Consider the following 19,400-nt stretch of genomic DNA (forward strand, 5'->3'; position numbering starts at 1 on the left):
GTACATTTCACACATACGTAAACTTATATTTTGATATAGATCTTTCTTTTATCCATCATATAACCTACCAGCCAGCAAAGCATCATATAACATAAAGCAAAAACCAGTGTACCAAATGCTCCCGGGAAAAGCGGCTGGTAAAATACCTGGTTTATCCAATCATAAAAGCTGAGGTTTGGCTTTACCCAAACAGTCGAAATAACGGTAAACAACAATTCTGACAGCAGGTATATTGCCAATGAATTCCGGCCAAAAACCAGGAAAAAGTTGGTACCGCGTTTGATATTCTTTAATTCAATGGCATAGATCAGTACCCCAATGATCACCAGATCGATCCCAATAGTAAGCAGGGTAAAGGTGCTTGTCCATAACTTTTTAGCCAACGGAAAAAACTGCGCCCAGAACAACGCTATGCCTATGAGACAAACTCCGGCTATTAATAACTTTGCTACCGATTCATAATTACGCCCTTTACGTTGAATATAGGCTCCTGCCAGGTAACCAGCTATTACATTTACAATGGCTGGCAAAGTACTCAGTAAACCTTCCGGATCAAAAGCTATCGGGCCGCCTTTATCGTGGTATAAATGCGCATTACCCATAATTAATATATCCAAACGGGTACCGGCATTGCCCAGCATGGTCATCTCTTTACCGGGTTCGCCAAGCAGCAATAAGAACACCCAGTATCCCAGCAAAAGTAAAATCGAGATAATAACCGCCATACGCTTTGAGCAATAGTGCACGATAAGCGAACCAAAAAAGTAACAAAGTGCTATACGTTGTAATACCCCCATAATGCGGGTATTGCCAAGCGGATTAAAAACCCAGCCACCGGCCTCGCGATGAAAGAAGGGAAACCAGTACATCAGGTAACCCAGTAAAAATATGATGAGCGTGCGTTTGCCTATTTTACGCAGAAAAGCACTGTTACTTTCAAACTTATTTTTGGAAAAACTCAGTGCATTCCCAACTGCGAACAAAAAAGAAGGAAAAACAAGATCGGTTGGCGTAAAACCGAACCAGGCGGCATGATCAAGCGGAGCCCATTGAACCGCGCCCGAACCGGGAGCATTTACGATAATCATGAAGCAGATGGTCATGCCCCTGAAAATATCAAGTGTTATAAACCTGTCTTTTGCTAAAGCCATATCTTTTAAATTTTATAGTTTTCCCTGAAGTGTATAAGTTATCCTGCCAGCCTTTTTCTCTGATCGTATGCTCACTTTATCCGGCCGGTTACCATTTTCATCATAAACTACCACTTGATTTATGCCGGCTTTTAACCAACACTCCGGTATATACATGCCGATATTACCAATTTTTTCGGGGTAACGTCCCAGGTTATGACCGTTTATCCAAACCGAGCCGTAACTTAAGCCATCTGTATGAACCCGCCATATCAGATGCTTGCCTTTTGGCTGCGGCACGGTAAACTGCGACCGGAAAAATTGCGGACCCTCAAATGAGGCTTTACCTGCTAATTTACTCCAGCCATCAACGGCATCTGGATTACCCGGGCCTCCAAACATTTTCCAATTGTGTAATACAGTAGCATCACCAATGCTGTTTACTTTTACAGGCTGATCTATACCGCCTTCGTTGGAGTAGTTTTCGATAAATAGCGTAAGCACGATTGGCTTTCTAAGTGTAGAGGTATCATTAATTTCCACAGTAAAAGGTAAATTCCAGCCCTTGTGTTGTGCTACCTGTTTACCATTGATAAATACGGTAGCGTCTTCGTCTACACTCCTGAAATTGATGGTAAGCTTATTAGGATTGCCCCCCTGAACCGGGATCGTAGTTTGAAACCAGCCAAAGCCCTCCTGTTTGTTAAATACATCATCGCCAATTTTATACTTTTTCCAGCTAAGGGTATCAAATGCCGGGATATTATTTTTTACGTCGATAACTTTTTCGGCTTGGGTAAAATACCAATTGTTGATGGTAGATATAAACGGTCCACCCTGTTTAAGCTGAACCGGGCCCGATAACCCTTTCTTGTCAACATCGGTGATCGATCCAATGTAGGCGGCCAATTTATCGCGACCATCATGTGCTGTAAATACAGCCAGCATATGTTTGCCTTTTTCCAGATCAAAAGTCACCTCACCCTCCCTAACTTTCCATTGAACGGTCTTCCTGCCATCTACAAAAGCGGTAGCTCTATCTCCACCGTCAACCTGCATAGTATACTTTCCTGATGCCGGTACATCAACCATGGTACGATACCAGGCATCGGCCGTCAAGTTATCATCTGCTCCCATTTGCTGAGGATCAGCAGAACTAAACCAGTTGGTATCATCATAAGCGGGCGCGGCGCAAACAGAAGCGTCCTTATTTTGCCATGGAGATAAACTTACGTTTGAGTTGTATTTTATACCCTGCTGATATACAGATTTTAACAACGATGAACTATTACTTTTATATAACCAAACTTGTCCATCTTTTTTACCTGTTAAAGGATATTCGGCAGTGGCTTGCAACTGACCATTTTGCAGTTTAACATCAGCCAGGTAAGATACACCACTGATGATAATATTTGAACCGGCCTGCTCCAAGATCCAGGTTTTATCCATTGCTTTGGCATCCGTTGTTAAAATACGGACGCGCTGTCCCCCCACTTCAAATGTATATTCACCGGGTTTGTCCCCTTGAGTAGTTATCAGATCGACATTACCATCACTTACTTTAAATCCGGTTGTTCCTTTAGGTATGGTTACTTTTCCTCCCGCCTTAAAATAAAGCATTATAGGACTACCTCTTTCGGCTTCGACCAAAATAGTGGTAGTATTTCCCTGCTTTACCAATCCGTAAATACGTGTAAACGCCCAGTTAAGTGTTACCTGGTTATTGATGATATAATTGTGCACCAGCGGATATATTTCGCCCGGAGCCAGCATTACAGTGGCTACAGGCATGTCGTTATCAACCTTAACCACCGCTTTAAGTGCTTTTTTACCTGGATTATCCAAAAATATAAGATCCCCAATGTCGGCTGATCTCGCTGTTACTTTTAAACTGCTATCTACCGCAATATCTTTATAAGCGGCTGTAGCATCGGTGCAATTCTCCAATATATCCTGAAAGCTGCGGGCAAAAAAAGCGGCGCGTTTAAAGCCGTAATAAATAGGCCGGAGATCGCCGGCCTGCCCAACTGCGGAGCCATAATCATAAGATGCAGCGTCTTCATCATTATTGGTATAACCAAAATTCGAGCCTCCATGAGCCATGTAATAGTTATATCCGCCACCACCGTGCGCTAATATTTTCCAGGTGCGCCGGGCATATACTGCTGAATCTGTTGGCTTAGCTCCATATTGAGAGTACCACACACTCCAAAATTCGGTTGAAAACCAGGGATTAGGTCGTTTAGGATCATCCAATGAGCCTTCTCCGGCGGGATCGCTGGCGTGGTGCAGACCGCTAAAAAAATAGGGCACCTGCAACCCTAAACTTAGTGCCTTGCTTTGCAGATGTTTAAAATAATTATCGGGGACAACAGTTCCCCAGCCATTATTATGCTCGTTTTCCAACTGTACTAAAATTACCGGGCCGCCTTTATTGATCTGCTGATTAAAAACGATAGGCAATAATTTGTCAAAGAAACGGTCGACGTATTTTTCAAACTCTGGGTTGTCCTCCCTTACACGCAATCCTGGTTTAAATTTCAACCATAAGGGGTAACCACCCAGATCCCACTCGGCGCAGGCATAAGGGCCTACCCGGGCAATAGCATACATATTCAGACTTTTTACGATAGATAAAAACGCGTTCAGGTCATGATCGCCGGTAAACTCAAATTTACCTTCATGAGGTTCATGAAAATTCCAAAAGGCATACACCTCCACACAATTAAAGCCAGCACGTTTTAATCGCAACAGTCTATCATGCCAAAGCTGATGTGGAATACGTGCATAGTCTAACCCTGCTGATGCCAGGAAAGTTCGTTTACCATTTATTAGAAATCCTTTACTATCAAAATTGATAAATGATTTAGCTGATTCCTGAGCCGGGAATATATGATCATTTATGATCTGGCTATAACCCACGTTGCTCACAACCAACATTGCAAAAACTAAAAGCGCGGTATAAAAACGTTTGTTCATTACTTAGCGTTGATAAGCTTGCTGAATTATAGGATTATATTTCTCAAATAATTGTTTGGATTTTTCCACAGAATTACCGCTGACGGTATTTGGATAAGCATTATCGTGCTTGTTTACCCATTGCCATTCCCAATCCTTTACTTGTTTGTCAAAAGCAAGCTCATCAAATTTACTGCCCGATGCAAGCGATTTATTTAACAGATCAAAGAACAAAGCCCAACGCTGCTTGTAATATCCTTTAATCAGCCCGGCCCATTGGCGATTGGAGTACTCACGCAAGCCGCTTTCTTTATCACCCCACAGCGTAACCAGGTCACGGGCATTAAACTCATACAAGTTCTTCTCTTTTTCGGTGATGCCATTGGCTCTTGCCTCAGTGATCCATTTACCTAACAGGAAATCTTTTCGGGTGCTTAGCAGCGCATCCATATCATCCATCAATTGTAAAAATCGGCTACTGTATTGCTTAAACTGTTCTTTATCTCCGGCCTGGTATGCTTTCACCATTTGCTGTTGCAGCGGACTTGCATAGTTGGCCAGTACTTGCCGCGTAATATCAACCAGATCATATTGAAAACCGTCGCTTTGTTTCAAACTGTCTGCAGCATTTACAAACAGCTGCCAGGCTTTAACCAATTGCGCAGGGTCATAATCCAATTTGGTTAATACCCTGTCGATAGTTTTTTTAAAGGTAGGCCGTGCAACAATAATAGATTCCGGACCTCCTTCTGTTAAACCACCGGAATACACCGTGTTTAGTAATATATGCCAGGCTTCATTTATCTGGGTATTGCTTTGACCGTAACGCCTTTGTGCATAGTTAACAAGCCATTTATCTGCATCTATGGGGGTATCACTCCAAACATTCTCCAGCATCAGGGCAAATAGGGCCGGATTCTGTTCGATGCCCTCAGGAGTAATGCCTATACCTCGCATGTTTTTTGATTCCGGATCGTGCAACGCTATCGCCGGATCGGCGGCTACGTGACGCATGCGGCCAAACAGGCTGATGTTACCACCAAAGTTTTGCAGCATACTCCAGATCCATGGTTTGCCGTAATAAGCTTCAGTGCGGTTCCAAACTGGATGCGCATCACTATACAGATCCAATACGATCATTTGTTCATTAGGTACAGCGTTTAATAAGGCCTTGATCTGCTGTGGTTGCCAGAATTTATTGTTATAATGGAACATCCAGCCTTGCATCACCCAAATTGCTTTGGGATCTGCTGCGGCCATGGAATTAAAAACCTTTTTGCTCATGCCATCCAGGTAAGTAGAATCATTTGTTGGCGGCACGTTTTCATTAAAAGTATCGGCAGAGTACAGGTGGTCTGTACCAAACTCTTGGGTTTGTGCCTCTATATATTTTTTACCGATGGTTTCAAACATCGGATCGTCGGGGTCAAGGATATATACATCGGGGAAACCGGCATCCCAGTTGGTTTTTTTAACCTTAGCACCGGGAAATTTATCTTTAAATGATGGTGGCACATGCCCAGTAAATGAAGACAGTACAGGTTTCATACCAAAGGAACGCTCACGCTCCAGTATTTTCTTTTGGAGTTCTTTATGAGAATCCATCCAATGCTGTGGCAGCGGACCACCCCAGGCATCAATGTTGCCCATCCAAAACCAGGCAAAATAAGCAGGACCGCTAAAAAACTCATCCAGTTGCTTATCAGTAAAGCCCATGCTTTTGTAAACATTTTGCCAAACGGCTTCTTCGCCTGTAATGGCCAGCGGCAGATTAATTCCATTTAAGGCCATCCAGTCTATCTCTTTTTGCCAACGGGCCCAATCCCACCAGGCCATGGAATAATTGTAGGTACAGTAATTTAAATAATAGCGATACTGATATGGTGTACTTTTATGAATCGGTCCTTTAACTAAGGGTAAGGTAGTTGGTAAATTAAGGTTTGTACCGTTCCAGCTGATATCACAAAAACAGTAATTTTTAAGATAATAGTTTAAGGCCGAGGCAATGGAAAGACCATTATTGCCCCGCAAAATTATTTTACCGTCCCTGCTGTCAAGTTCAAAAACATCTTTATCATTTTGCTGCGGAATAGCCTCGATAATAAAAGAACTGCTTTTGCCGGGAATAACCCGTTCAATAAAGGCGTATAATGCCTTTTGATCAACCTGTGCACTGGCACTTAAGCCAAATGCCATAACAACAAGTACAAGTAAATACTTTCTCATTTAATAGGGTATGTAACCTCACCTAAATCCTCTCCAAAGGAGAGGACTTTGATCGGCAAGATGATTAATTATTCTTTTAAAGCCCTTCTCCTTTGGAGAAGGGTTGGGATGAGGTCTCATAAAATACCGGCAATCAGAACAAAATATTGTCCTGATTACCAGTAATTATTTATCATCCGTTAAAAATTAGGATTCTGTATCAAAACACCCTTACTCTTATCAATTTCAACTTGTGGAAGCGGGAAATAGTAATTTTTAGGGCGAACAAATACAACATTCTTAGATTGATCTATCGGCGCTTTTGAGATAGGAAGATTGTATATCGCTGCTATATCTACGATCTTGTCTTTATCCCAACGCATCAGGTCCTGATGACGTTCGCCTTCGCCGGCTAATTCAACACGACGCTCATGGATCAACTCTTTCATGCCCGCGCCCGAAACCGGCTTTAATAAAGGTGAAGCACGATGTCTGATCTGGTTGATCAAGGCATCCCCTGCTCCAGCTCCTTGAGTACGGATAAGCGCCTCCGCTACCAGTAGATAGATATCTGCTGAACGCATTAATGGCACTGCGAAGGTATGGTCAACACCACCGCCTGCTGCGGCACTGTTAAATACCGCATATTTACGAAAAACATAACCGGTTGCAGAAAGATCTGCTGTAAAGGTAGTAAGACCCTTACCATCGCCGATGTCGATCTGATCACCAACGCCTAGCAACGTTGCAGCTTTACGTGAATCATTGGCTTCAAATTCATTGGCAAGCCCTTGTAATGGTTGACTAAAACCATACCCACCCCATGGCCGTGGGATGTAATATACAGTAAAGTCATTTTGAACAACACTTTGTAATGCCTGGATAGAGAAAAGTAACTCTGTACTATTTTCATTGGCACGGGTAAAATTATCCTGGTAATTAGCAGCCAGCGCATAATGTGCGTTAGATATGACTTGCTGTCCGGTTGCTATTGCTTCTGGAAACTTTTCCCAGTACATGTATAATTTGGTTAAAAACCCAAGGGCTGTTCCTTTACTTACACGACCACGATCTGCAGGACCATAGCTTTCAGGAAGTAAAGAAATTGCCTGTTTTAAATCAGACTCAATTTGTTTACGTACATCTTCTATCGGCGATTTAGGAACATTGAATAGCTGTTTGGAATAATCATCTTCGGTAATAATGGGCACATCACCATGAATGATCATCAAGCGCCAGTAACCAAAGGCCCTTAAAAAATAAGCTTCGCCCATGCTGCGATTTTTAACATCAGCAGAAATGGCGGTAATTTTAGGAATATTGATGATACAATTGGTAGAGCGATTGATCTCTTCATATCTCCATTTCCACGGATACCTGATGGCAGCGTTTGAAGCATCATACGTTAAATTTTCTATACCTTCATCCTCGCCATGATCTCCAGAACGCCAGTAATCATCAGAAGGAACATCAAAAGTACATTCGGCATGGCCAATATAATCTTCTTCCTCTAAAAGGCTGTAAATACCGCTTACTGCTTTTACAGCATCGGCTTCATTCCTGAAATAATTATCAGAGGTATAAACCCCTTGTTGATTAAGATCGAGCGCTTTTTTACAGGCACTATTAAACAAAGCCAGCGCTATTACTATATATAATATTTTGTTCGATTTCATGATTTTATAGTTTAGCTGTTAAACCGAATGTAATTGTCCGTACCGATGGGTATTGAGCTACATCAACACCTCGTTGTAAGTTGCCATTGGTGTAACCCAACTCTGGTGTATAGCCTTTGTATTTGGTGATGATAAATACATTCTGGCCTGAAGCGTATAACCTTACACTTTTTAGCGCCGCCTTTTTTGACCACATTGAAGGTAAAGTATAACCTAATGTTGCGTTTTTGAGACTGAAATAGTTCCCGTTTTCTACAAAGAGATCAGAGGTACGATAGTTATCGTTAGGATGATCAAGTGATAGTCTTGGTATGGTATTACTTGTTCCAGGGCCGGTCCAACGACCTAAATCCTCTGCATACAGGTTAAACGGATAGGTTGGGTCAATACCTTGCATCCTATCTGCGTTGTATAAGCTTACGCCAAATACACCTGTAAAATTTAATGACAGATCAAAACCTTTATATGACAGGCTGCCTTGTATACCTGCGGTTACATTTGGATTGGGATTACCCAATGTGGTACGGTCATTACCATCAATTAAACCATTGCCGTCCAGATCAAGGAAACGAACATCACCAGGTTTAATATTTGCTTTACGTGGATCATTTTTCAATGCAGGGTCGTTATCAATATCAGCCTGGGTTTGGTATAAACCATTAGTTTTCCATCCATAGAATGAAGCTATTGGCTGCCCTTGATAAGTTCTTGAAATCTCCTGGTTTGAGCGTCCGTAAAATGTAGATTGAATGAAAGTGCCCACACCGTTAAGCTGGGTTACTTTGTTTTTAATAAATGAAGCATTTGCGCCGATAGAGTACTTTAATTTATCGCCACCCTGGTAATTAAGTTCAACCTCGATACCTTTATTATTCATAGTACCGATATTTTGGTTAGGGATAGCTACCGATCCGGCCGAACCTACTACGGGCGGAGATATGAGCATATCTTTGGTATTCTTATTAAACCAGGTTAGTGTTGTATTTAGTTTGTTGCTTAAAAAGCCTGCCTCCAAACTAATATTTGTCATAGCAGCACGTTCCCAGGTGATATTGGGGTTTGCGATGGTGGTAACTGCGGCACCACTTACCCCTGTACCGCCAAAAACATATCCTCCATTTTCATAAGTGCTGCCAATGTTTATTAAACTTAAATATTGATAAGGATTGACATTCTGATTTCCCAATTCACCGTAGCCACCGGTTAATTTTAGGTTATTTATCCATGTTATATTTTTAATAAACTGCTCATTTGATAATCTCCATCCCAATGAAAAAGCTGGAAAGTAACCCCACTGTTTACCAGGAGCAAATTTAGATGATCCATCTGCACGAAAAGTGACGGTAGCCAAAAACCTACTATCGTAATCATAAAATAACCTCGCAAAACCCGATTGCAAAGATGAGGGTTGTACCGGTAAATTTGAATTGTATTGAAGATTACCTGTGTTAAGCACCCTTTGAGCCGGATCGGTATCATCATAGCCAATTCTCGAGGCATTAAAACCGAAATCCTTAAAATTTTGATAAGAGTAGCCACCGGTAAAAGTAACATGGCTTTTACCAAACACCTTATCATAAGTAAGGAAAGATTCCAGCAATTGAGAGGATACCTCTTCTTCACTTTGTGTTAACGAAGATGTAGGATTTGGTCTGGCCTGATTTACATCCGCTATACTAAAATTATAGTTACGGATCAGGGTACCGTCAAAAGCGTAATTAACCCTTAATTTTAAATCTTTTGTAAAAGTAACTTCCGCAAATGCATTTGCCAATGCCCTATATTTCTTGGTATACTTATCTGTTTCCTGAATTGTTGCATAAGGGCTGTTAATATCCCCCAACTGATTACCATTAACCCTAGATGTACCGTAAGTGCCATCAGGATTAACCAGTGGTATGGCAGGATTAAAACGCAAGGCAGAAAAAATCAAACCCGTTTGCGAACTATAATTGTCAAAGCCATTCTGATTACCATAAGTTAACTGAATGTTTTCACCAAGCTTTAGCCATGGTGTTATTTTATGTTCTGAATTGATACGGGTACTGTAACGCTTAAAATTGGTTTTATCTATGATGCCATCTTCATTATAAATAGACTGTGAAAAATAATAATTGGAGGTCTCATTACCGCCTTGTATAGTTACATCGCCTTCGGTTACATGCCCAGTACCCATAATGGCCCGCTGCCAATCGGTTCTTTGAGTCGCATAATATGAATCATTCCAAGGGTCGCCAATAGCAACACCGTCATTAGTATAACGCTCTCTTTTAAGCTGATACAACTGAGGTGCTGTTAATAACTTAATATACTTGGTTGAGTTGGAAAAACCACTGTAAAAATTAACCGTGGTGCCCAGTTTTTGATTGTATGTACCTTTCTTTGTAGTCACTAAAACCACTCCATTTGCTGCACGGGTACCATAAATAGCGCTCGAAGAAGCATCCTTCAAAATATCAACAGAGGCAATATCATTAGGGTTAATATCGCTTAATGCATCCGGGTTGCTGGTAGGTATCCCATCAATAACTATAAGCGGATTGGCATCATTAACGGTGCCTGTACCGCGTATCCTGATGCTCGGTGCTGCACCCGGCGAACCATCATTACGTACAATGTTTACACCACTGGCTCGGCCATCCAACGCCTGAGCGGCGCTACTTACCGGTAAATTTTGCAGATCAGCGCCTTTAACACTGGCCACAGAACCGGTAATATCAATTTTTTTACTTGTACCATAACCAACAACCACCACTTCATTTAATGCCGATGGCAAGGCATCCATTGTAATAGTTAAATTGTGGTTGCCTGCAATAGGCACTATCTTTTTGGCATAACCGATATAGGTTAACTCCAAAGTACCGTCGTCTGGTGCATTAATACTAAATGTACCATTAACATCGGTAGTGATACCCACATTGGTGCCTTGCAATTTAACGCTTACGCCTATCAGGGGCTCACCTGTTTTATCAACAACTTTACCTTTAATGATAGCCTGACGGCTGGCATCTTCCTGATTAGATATGATAACCACATGGTCATCAGTCATTTTATAGGAAAGTTTATTATCAATAAGGCTGCTTAGTATTTGATCAATCGTGGCATCCTTTACATCCAGATCAACCTTGCCAAGTTTTTTAATGGATGTGTAATTGTAAAAGAAACGATAATCACTTTGTTTTTGAATTTTGGTTAATATGCTGCTTACTTCGGTTTGCTTAATGCTAAGTGTAAACTTTTGTTGAGAATACACTGTTGCCGAAACTTGCATGCATGTAACCAGAATTAGGAGGAAAACTGCTTTCATCAGCAAAATAACTTTTAGACATACGGAGGCACCCTGAAGTGGAAATACCCTTCTTGTTTTTTTCATTACATTTGTTTTGAAAATTAATGGATAGAGTAAGCACTGTGTTACAACATCTTACTCTGTTAATAAAAATCCGATTTGTTTTTACAGGGAGGAGTGCCAGCTCTTCCCTTGTTTATTTGGATGTCAGGAATCTGATAAGTAATGCTTCAATGTCATACGCGTTAGTTTTAGGGGTTAGTTAAATTAATTTTGTTTCTCTTTTTTCGACAAATAAACCGTCTTTCCATCCATGCGGTAATTGAATGGAGTTGTTATTTCAATAATCCGAAGAGCATCCTGCAATGACTCTTTATCCAACAGGCCACTTATTTGTTCGGTTTCAAGCGCCTGGCTTTCAAACACAATCTGCACGTTATATTTTCGCTCTATTTGTTTAGCTACATCTTCAAATGGCTCATTAGTAAACAATATCCGACTATCAAGCCAGGCGGTTTCTTTGACCTCATCGGCTTTAACAGCTGGTAGTGTGATCACCTGGTATTCTACTTTTGCCTGGTTAAGAGTATTACCAGCCTGAGTGCGGGTTTGAGGCTCATTATTGGTAACTAATAGTTTTTCGTTAGGTAACAGTATAATGTTTTTCTCTGGGTTATTTCCAAGTTCAACCTGTACTTTACCTTTAAGTAGTGTAGTCTCGATATTTTTGTCGTTATTATAAGCCTTAACATTAAATACTGTTCCGAGTACTTTTACTGTTAAGTTGCTGGTGTGTACCAGAAAAGGTCTTTTAGCATTGTGGGTTACTTCAAAAAAGCCTTCACCGTTAAGCGTAACGTCTCTGGTATTTTTTGCGAATGTTTCGGGATAAGTAAAGGTACTCCCTGCATTCAGTATTACTTTAGTTCCATCCGGCATTACCAATTTCCGGGTTGTTCCATTAGGAACCCGAACTTCATGCATAACTAATCTTGCGGCCTGATCTGCCAATCGCAGTTTCCGTGTATACAACAAGCTACCTACCATACCTAACACTAAAACAGCCGCGGCCGCCCAACGCCAATGAAATAAAGGCTTTACCTTGCTTGCGTCATTAATAAAACCTTGATTTTTGTCTGTGCTTTTTATTTTATACCAAAGTTCTTCAAGCTTTGTACTGATATCTTTTTGTTTTACAGTATCAGCTTGTTTTGCGCTGCCCTTTAAAGCAGCAGTAACCTGGTACATTTTTTTTGATTCCGGAAACTGCTCAAGAAACGTGTTAAGTTCGGCTAATTCTTCAGCAGTGGCCGTTTTGCCCATACTTTTAGCCATTAACTCAATAAACCTGGATTTGCCCATAATAATTTGTATACTCCATAAGGACACACAACTATTGGTTTTTCCTAAAGGAAATAAAACTTTTTTTAAATAATTTAATCGAATGCCAGAGGTTATCTGCCGCCAAGCGCGTCGTCTAATTTTTTAATAGCGATGGCTAACTGAGCAAAAACGGTTTTATTGGAAAGGCCGAGAATGGCCGCCACTTCATTACAGGAAAGATCATCTTCCTTAACCATTTTAAATATGAGTTTGCAACGGGGGGGTAATAGGTTAACGGCATTCAAAACCCTTGTTTCTAACTCTTTACTAATAAGCAAATGAGAGGGATCGACAGATAACCGAAAATAATAGGTCTCGGTAAGTTGAAGTTCTTTAATTTTTTTGGTAGATGTGTTTCGTAAATGGTTCAAACAGGCATTCTTTATCAAAACATATAAATAAACCTGCAAATTCTTTATAGTATCCAGATTTGCACGGTTGGTCCATATTTTTAAAAAAGCATCATTTACAATCTCCTGCGCCACTTCCCTGTCGCCCAAAAACGAATAAGCAAATTTATTGAGCCTTGATTCGTGCAACTCATAAAGCTCATTAAATGCCGCTTCATCACCATTTATCTGAATACGACGAATATGTTCCTGTGTACTCACAACGGACGACATTTAATAACAGTCTAAATTAATTAAGAAATGTTTTGATAGGCAAATGTCTAAATTTATTATAACAAAACGTGGCATTATATTGGCCTATTTATATACTAAGCAGCATTTAAATACATTTCCGCTAAAAAATGGGCTGCCTAATCATCATTATCAGTGTCCTTTCCGGCCAGTTTAGCCGGGTATGCTTTTTTCCCTTTGGCCGCAAACCACAAAATACGGTTCATCACGTCATCATTTCCCCCATCAATATGATCATATTCTGGCCTTGATGATTGCTGCGCATAATGCAATGCCGCTCCTTTAAGGGAGGATAGTTTAGGGCTAAGTTTGTTTAATGGAATTTTATTTTTTACGGCTTGATAGGTATAGTTTGATGGTTTATTGGTAAAACAATCAAACATGGGTAAAGCGGTTGCATCAATGATATTCATTGGCGGTAAACCGAGTATCTGCTCAATGGAACGTACTATACAGGTTTGATTGTAGTTTTTACTAACCTTACTTTGCAGGCGGCTATAAGGACTTATCACAAAACCGGTAGTACGATATGCCGAAACGTGATCCCACCCAGCCTGTGAATCATCCTCGGTAACAAAAATCACCGTATTTTTCCAAAAACGACTCTTTGATACTGCTTCAACAATACGCCCAAGAGCCAGGTCATTATCAGCTACCATGGCATCGGGTGTAGGAAATCCGGGGCGTGTACCCACCGTATGATCGGCAGAAAGTGCCATGATCATTAGCTGGGGCAACTGATCACCGGGCTTTTTCTCATACTCATTTAATTCTTTAATAAAAGCCGAGGCTCGCAATTGTTCGTTGATCTTGTGTTCATCAGAACCGGGATAATTTTGCGACAACATAGGTCGTACCCTCGATATGGTACTCGTATTTTTGAATGCAAAAGGTTTACCCGCATTGTAATTGTTGTAAATATCGCTCCAGCTTAATTTTTCATCAAAATGAACCGCACAAGCTTCCCCGTATATCCTTACCGTTTTGCCATGGTCTGCCGCATTGTTCCATATAAAACCATTACCGTCATAAACCAATGCATCTTCCTGTACATGAGGATAACTACGGAACCACGATCGCACACTTTTTTCAACATAATCCGTTACCATAGCTGCATCTGTCCATTGATGACCTTCGGCAGAACATTTTCCGGATGCATAATAATTATCGAGCAACAAAAAATTACGGGCCAGATTATGCTGATTAGGTGTAACGCTATCTCCGTAGATGCATAATGATTTTGCTCCATTACCTTCAGGCATATCGCCTAAAACCTGGTCATAGGTACGATTTTCTTTAATAATGTAAAGCACGTGATTAAACACAGATGGTTCACCTATACGTTCAGGCACTGGTCGTGCAGGAACATTTTTCCGGGGCAATAGCTGAGCAATTTGCTGCCTGAAACTTAGGTTAAGGTCTTTTACCTTTTGAGTATATTGCTTTAACTGTGCCTCACCGGGGATTGGGATAATGGATACCGTCGCTTTTTGATGATGCGAATTGTATGCCTCCGGGCTACCCGCACTTATCTCACCATCTGCCCCGCCCTTATCCATTTCTTTGCTGCTTATACGCGAGCCTTCTCCTTCCAGATTGGTTACAAATAGCGTATTATTATCAACTGCAAGTCCGCCCGGGTAGGCTTCTGTAGGTATAAAACCCTTTACAATACTACTCCCTATGCCCTTTGTTGCCGCTTTTGATCCAAGTTTTACTATAGCAACCGCGTTATCAAGTCCATTGGCTACATATAAGATCGTACCTTCTTGGTTAATAGCCAAAGCGTTCGGGGTATCACCTATATAACTTTTTTTACCTGGATTTAACTTTACATCAATCGCATCAACACTTTGCAGAGCGTTTGTTGAGATAACCGATACCATATCGCTATTGCCATTGGCTACATAAACAAAGGCTTCATCTGCACTGCTAATTATTGCATTGGGGTGCAAACCAACCGGTATCTCTTTAATTACATCCCCTTTTTCTAAACTCATTACCATAACGGTACCCTGGGCGGTAGCTCCGGTTTTGGGATCAATATAGGTTTTGCCATATGGTACACCGGCGGTTTCCCTATTCACCGTATCAATGGCGTTGGGACCGGCCCAATTGGTTACAAAAATTTTGCCTTTAGCTATCACAATGCCATAAGGGGCAACTCCTGTAGGCTTTGTCCAGACAGTTTTATTGGTCGACAGATCAATTTTAACCAACTGATTATTGCCATTTAAAACCACATATAAAAAATCTACACCATTTTCGTTATTTATAGCCAGATCATTTGGTAAAGCCAAAGGCGATTCTCCTTCGGCTTTAAAAGTAAAGGTGTTTTTTATACTGATGCTTTCGCCATTCCAAATTGCCTGAAAAACATATGATTTAGAGTCTTTCCCTTTGCCGGCAGCTGCGCTCCAGAATATTTGTGTTTGATTACCTGTTTTTAAAACTTTTAATCCTGAGTAAGTACTGGAAAGCCCACGATACCGGGCATCCTGTTTATACGTCCAACGGGTTACCACTTTACTTAATACAGTATCAATTAAGGTTATCCCATACCTATCCTCAACAGCTATAAGTTTGCTGTTTGGTATAGGTCTTACATCCATGCTGTGGTTTTCGTCACCAGGATCACCAAATGAAACAACTTTGCCAACCGGGTCGACAATCCTGTTATAAGGCATTAAAACAGGCAATATGTTCCGATTTAGCGTACTGTCATCATAGGCGCTATGCATGTTCACCTGCTCATTAGCGGTTGACTGCTTATTCTTGTTTATGTTATGGCAAGCCATAACCGATATAGACAACCCTGAAATAAGGGTAAATATTTTGTGACTCTTGTTATTCATTTTTTTGTTCCTGGCCGGTAAATTATACTAACACTTTATAATGAAAGTTAAGCGATGCTAAATTATCATAATTGTTACTAATATTGTTTTAAATACAACCATAACTTGATATGAACCTCAGTAATTCTATAACAAGCAGACTAAAATTTCAGCATGAAACAATTGGCGAACTCATTTTTAATCTTGATGAGCAGCAATTGTTTAAAAGACCTCAGCCTGATAAATGGAATATCCATGATAACATTGCGCATTTAGCAAGATATCAACATGTATTTATTGAACGGATCAATCAAATTTTAAATACTGAAAACCCCTTGTTTGGCAGCTATAAAGCTGATAATGACCCGGAGTTTATAAGCTGGCAAAATAAATCTACAGAAGAACTGATACAACGAATCAGTGCAGACAGGCGTGATATCATACAATTGATCAATACGATTCCTGAAAATCAATCGGATAAAAAAGGATCGCACCCTTTTTTTGGAAATTTAAATATCATAAAATGGACTGAGCGATTCCTGCTACATGAAGCTCATCATCTTTTCACTATCATTAATTTAGTTAATCTGTAAGGAAGCAGCAGGCACATGCGAAGGTCCTATAAGTAATTGACTACCATTTGTCGCCATGAACGGGCCTGATGCGCTTCGCTATCCCAGATGTACAACGAATTATTAATCCCTTTCTCTGTTAACAGATTGCTTAATGTATAATTGTTATCCAGTAAAATATCATCCTTCCCTACTGTCAAAACTATATATAGCCGTCTAAGTACTTCAAGCTTATGCTCATCTGTTAAATTGGGTATATATTGTAATGGCATGTTAAAATATATATTCTCATCCCAATAACCTTCTAACAGATCTTCGTAGTGCCCTATTTTGGTTGCCAGATCGTATCGGCCGCTCATACCAACCACTTTACTGAATATACCCGGGTGCCTTAGCGATATATTTACCGCATGATAGGCTCCCAAGCTACAGCCTGCGGCAATTTTAAATGAATCGGGGTTTTTAACATCGATATATGGCATAACCTCCTCAAGAATATATTGCTCGTATTGAATGTGCCGTAATATTTTTACCGATGGATGAAATCCTGAGCTATAAAAACTTTCAGTATCACAACTATCCACGCAATAAACCTGGATATACCCATTTTCAATTTTATGACGTAGTGATTCAATCACACGCCAATTTTCATAATCATAAAATCGCCCCATTCTTGCCGGAAAAAACAGAACAGAGGCTCCGCTATGGCCAAATATCAGCATCTCCATATTTTTTTGAAGAACCGGGCTATACCATCGCGTGTATTCTCTGTTCATACTATATGCAAGATGCCTCTATGGTGTGATATTTATATTAATTCTGCATGAAAATTCTCTGAAAGCCGGGCATAAATAGTTTGTTTCCACAAAGCATACCCCTTTTTACTTAAATGGAGACCATCTGGTTGAAAATATTCTTTATCGGGATATCCATCTTTATTCAACATCTTGTTATATATATTGATGAACCTCCAATTATCATCCCGCTTAATGATCTCATTTTCAATAATATTATTGGTATACCGGAGTGAGTTTATGAGGTCCCAGCGCGCTATGCTGGGTTTAATGGAAACATAGTAACAAGGAATAGAGCCAAACCTTTGCGATATTTGGTTAGCAAGCTGTTCAAAAAAAATAAAAATCTCTTCGGGGTGCCTTCCATCGCCCAGATCATTATCACCTGCGTATACAACGATAGATTTAGCATCATAAGGAGCAACAACACGATCAAAAAACCAGGAACAGGCCGCAAGTGTTGAACCACCAAAGCCCAAATTAATTGGCTTAAAGGGCTTAAAGTCGTCAAATAGTGCATCCCACAGCCTTATCGATGAACTTCCATAGAACAGTGTTGACGGTTCATATGTTAGTTTTAATCTTTCTTTTTCAAGTCCTTTAACTTCTTCTTCGTACCAATACATACACTTAGCTATAATAGGGATAAAAGTATAAAATTACAGCTAAATGCCAAGATATACCAAAGTATTGCAGCTCAATTATTATTAATTCCTAGAAAACGATTATTTTAAGCGCGTTTTATTTTCCTGTGCCATTATTTTGCCGTGTATTATTAAACGCGGGGTTTAACCTAAAATATTTATTTCCTTCTTCAAAGTTTACTACGTAATCAGATTTAAAATGGGTGCTCTTCAAATAATAATCAGTAGTTATAATTTGTGCTCCTGAATTACAGGCGGCTATAAAATCACTTTTATCATTTGCACGGGCCTGTTCGGTATCTGAATCGGCACGGGTACGGATAATGTAGCCTTTTTTAACCAACTCCTTTATTTCAGGATCTTTAGGATTATTTCTGATCATCATAGCAGCCTCCGGATTGCCCGGGTCTGTATTGGTAAACAAAACCCTTCCTTTCAAGGATGGATGACCTTTAATGTACAGATCGCGGCAATCTTTAGTATTATCCATTATAAATATAAACTTGCCATGGGCTGCTTTTAATGTTGGCCAATTGCCATGCAACACAGCGCTTTCCAATGTCGCGTATTTACCCCGGATCATATCAGGAGTTATCAGACTATTGCCTAAACCGTCTCTGATATCCTGGTCCAACTCGTCAAGCGTTTGTTCAGTGAGCTTTTCAGGAGCAGTGCGATTTGGATCTTTTGGTTTCTCATCCTTAGGCTCCAGTGTAATAAAAATGGGATTATGATCGGGATGCGCATCAGACCATGTTTTTAACTGCTTTAAACCATCTTTAAAAGTTAAACAATGACTGCGAAAATCAAGATCAATGATATGAAATACTTTAAAACCTGGTTGTTTCATTTCACCTTCGGGATCAAATGGGGGTTGATCTTTCACCCAATCCAAACCTTTTGGATGTGCATACTTTCCTCCTTTTGAATCGGCATAAACATCAATTTCTAAATTTAACAATCCCATATTCAATTGATCTGATAAACCAATATGCTCGTAATCGATCTTTTCTGCAGCTTCGGGATTTTGTTGTTGAAAAACCTTAAATAACGTGGGATATATAGCTTCCTTATAGCTATTGTGTGATCCAATCACCTGTATTTTATTCATAGGTATGTTGTCATCACCATCACTCCACTGGCGCAGAGGCAAAATCAGTATCAAAAGTACACTTAAAAGGGTTTTCATATTTATGATATTAGGGAGTTGAATTTAATAGTTATAATCAAAGTTAAAAATTGCGTCAAAATTGCTTCTCAGATATTTCATTTAG

12 protein-coding genes are annotated in these 19,400 nt (G+C 40.2%); 1 reads left to right on the forward strand and 11 read right to left on the reverse strand.

Annotated features, from left to right (window positions below):
• Window positions 1-23 precede the first annotated feature (23 nt).
• The 8 genes from ACNURT_RS15985 to ACNURT_RS16020 all read right to left on the reverse strand — a co-directional run bounded on the left by ACNURT_RS15985 (window position 24) and on the right by ACNURT_RS16020 (window position 16,137).
• The gene (locus ACNURT_RS15985) at window positions 24-1,151 is read right to left on the reverse strand and encodes an acyltransferase family protein (RefSeq protein ID WP_419698542.1); all 1,128 of its coding nucleotides are present in this window, start codon (window positions 1,149-1,151) and stop codon (window positions 24-26) included.
• Window positions 1,152-1,163: 12 nt separating this feature from the next.
• Window positions 1,164-4,109 (reverse strand): beta-galactosidase, encoded by a 2,946-nt coding sequence (locus ACNURT_RS15990; protein ID WP_419698543.1) that lies wholly within the window; start codon window positions 4,107-4,109, stop codon window positions 1,164-1,166.
• Window positions 4,110-4,112: 3 nt separating this feature from the next.
• Window positions 4,113-6,314, reverse strand: coding sequence for an alpha-N-acetylglucosaminidase (locus ACNURT_RS15995; protein ID WP_419698544.1), 2,202 nt, complete (start codon window positions 6,312-6,314; stop codon window positions 4,113-4,115).
• Window positions 6,315-6,493: 179 nt separating this feature from the next.
• On the reverse strand, window positions 6,494-7,969 hold the full coding sequence (locus tag ACNURT_RS16000) for a RagB/SusD family nutrient uptake outer membrane protein (protein WP_419698545.1): 1,476 nt from the start codon (window positions 7,967-7,969) through the stop codon (window positions 6,494-6,496).
• 4 nt (window positions 7,970-7,973) lie between these two features.
• Complete coding sequence (locus ACNURT_RS16005; protein WP_419698546.1) at window positions 7,974-11,240, reverse strand: TonB-dependent receptor; 3,267 nt, start codon at window positions 11,238-11,240, stop codon at window positions 7,974-7,976.
• Between the two features lie 285 nt (window positions 11,241-11,525).
• A complete protein-coding gene (locus ACNURT_RS16010; protein ID WP_419698547.1) occupies window positions 11,526-12,620 on the reverse strand; it encodes a FecR family protein in 1,095 nt (364 codons plus the stop codon).
• 92 nt (window positions 12,621-12,712) lie between these two features.
• Entirely contained in the window at window positions 12,713-13,252 is a 540-nt protein-coding gene (locus ACNURT_RS16015; RefSeq protein ID WP_419698548.1) for an RNA polymerase sigma factor, read from the reverse strand.
• Between the two features lie 149 nt (window positions 13,253-13,401).
• Window positions 13,402-16,137, reverse strand: a complete 2,736-nt coding sequence (locus ACNURT_RS16020) for an alkaline phosphatase family protein (RefSeq protein WP_419698549.1) — start codon at window positions 16,135-16,137, stop codon at window positions 13,402-13,404.
• Between the two features lie 110 nt (window positions 16,138-16,247).
• On the opposite strand from ACNURT_RS16020, the gene ACNURT_RS16025 reads away from it, so the two are divergent.
• Window positions 16,248-16,709: a DinB family protein gene (locus tag ACNURT_RS16025; RefSeq protein ID WP_419698550.1), complete on the forward strand. Its 462-nt coding sequence runs from the start codon at window positions 16,248-16,250 to the stop codon at window positions 16,707-16,709.
• A 26-nt stretch (window positions 16,710-16,735) separates the two neighbouring features.
• Here ACNURT_RS16025 and ACNURT_RS16030 read toward each other — a convergent pair whose 3' ends face one another.
• From ACNURT_RS16030 to ACNURT_RS16040, 3 genes are all read right to left on the reverse strand, one after another.
• Complete coding sequence (locus tag ACNURT_RS16030; protein ID WP_419698551.1) at window positions 16,736-17,464, reverse strand: esterase family protein; 729 nt, start codon at window positions 17,462-17,464, stop codon at window positions 16,736-16,738.
• A 32-nt stretch (window positions 17,465-17,496) separates the two neighbouring features.
• A complete protein-coding gene (locus ACNURT_RS16035) occupies window positions 17,497-18,108 on the reverse strand; it encodes a GDSL-type esterase/lipase family protein (protein ID WP_370997975.1) in 612 nt (203 codons plus the stop codon).
• A gap of 115 nt (window positions 18,109-18,223) precedes the next feature.
• Complete coding sequence (locus ACNURT_RS16040) at window positions 18,224-19,315, reverse strand: phosphatidylinositol-specific phospholipase C1-like protein (RefSeq protein ID WP_419698552.1); 1,092 nt, start codon at window positions 19,313-19,315, stop codon at window positions 18,224-18,226.
• Between the last annotated feature and the right edge of the window lie 85 nt (window positions 19,316-19,400).

Source organism: Mucilaginibacter sp. NFX135, from assembly GCF_048565145.1.
Lineage (GTDB): Bacteria > Bacteroidota > Bacteroidia > Sphingobacteriales > Sphingobacteriaceae > Mucilaginibacter.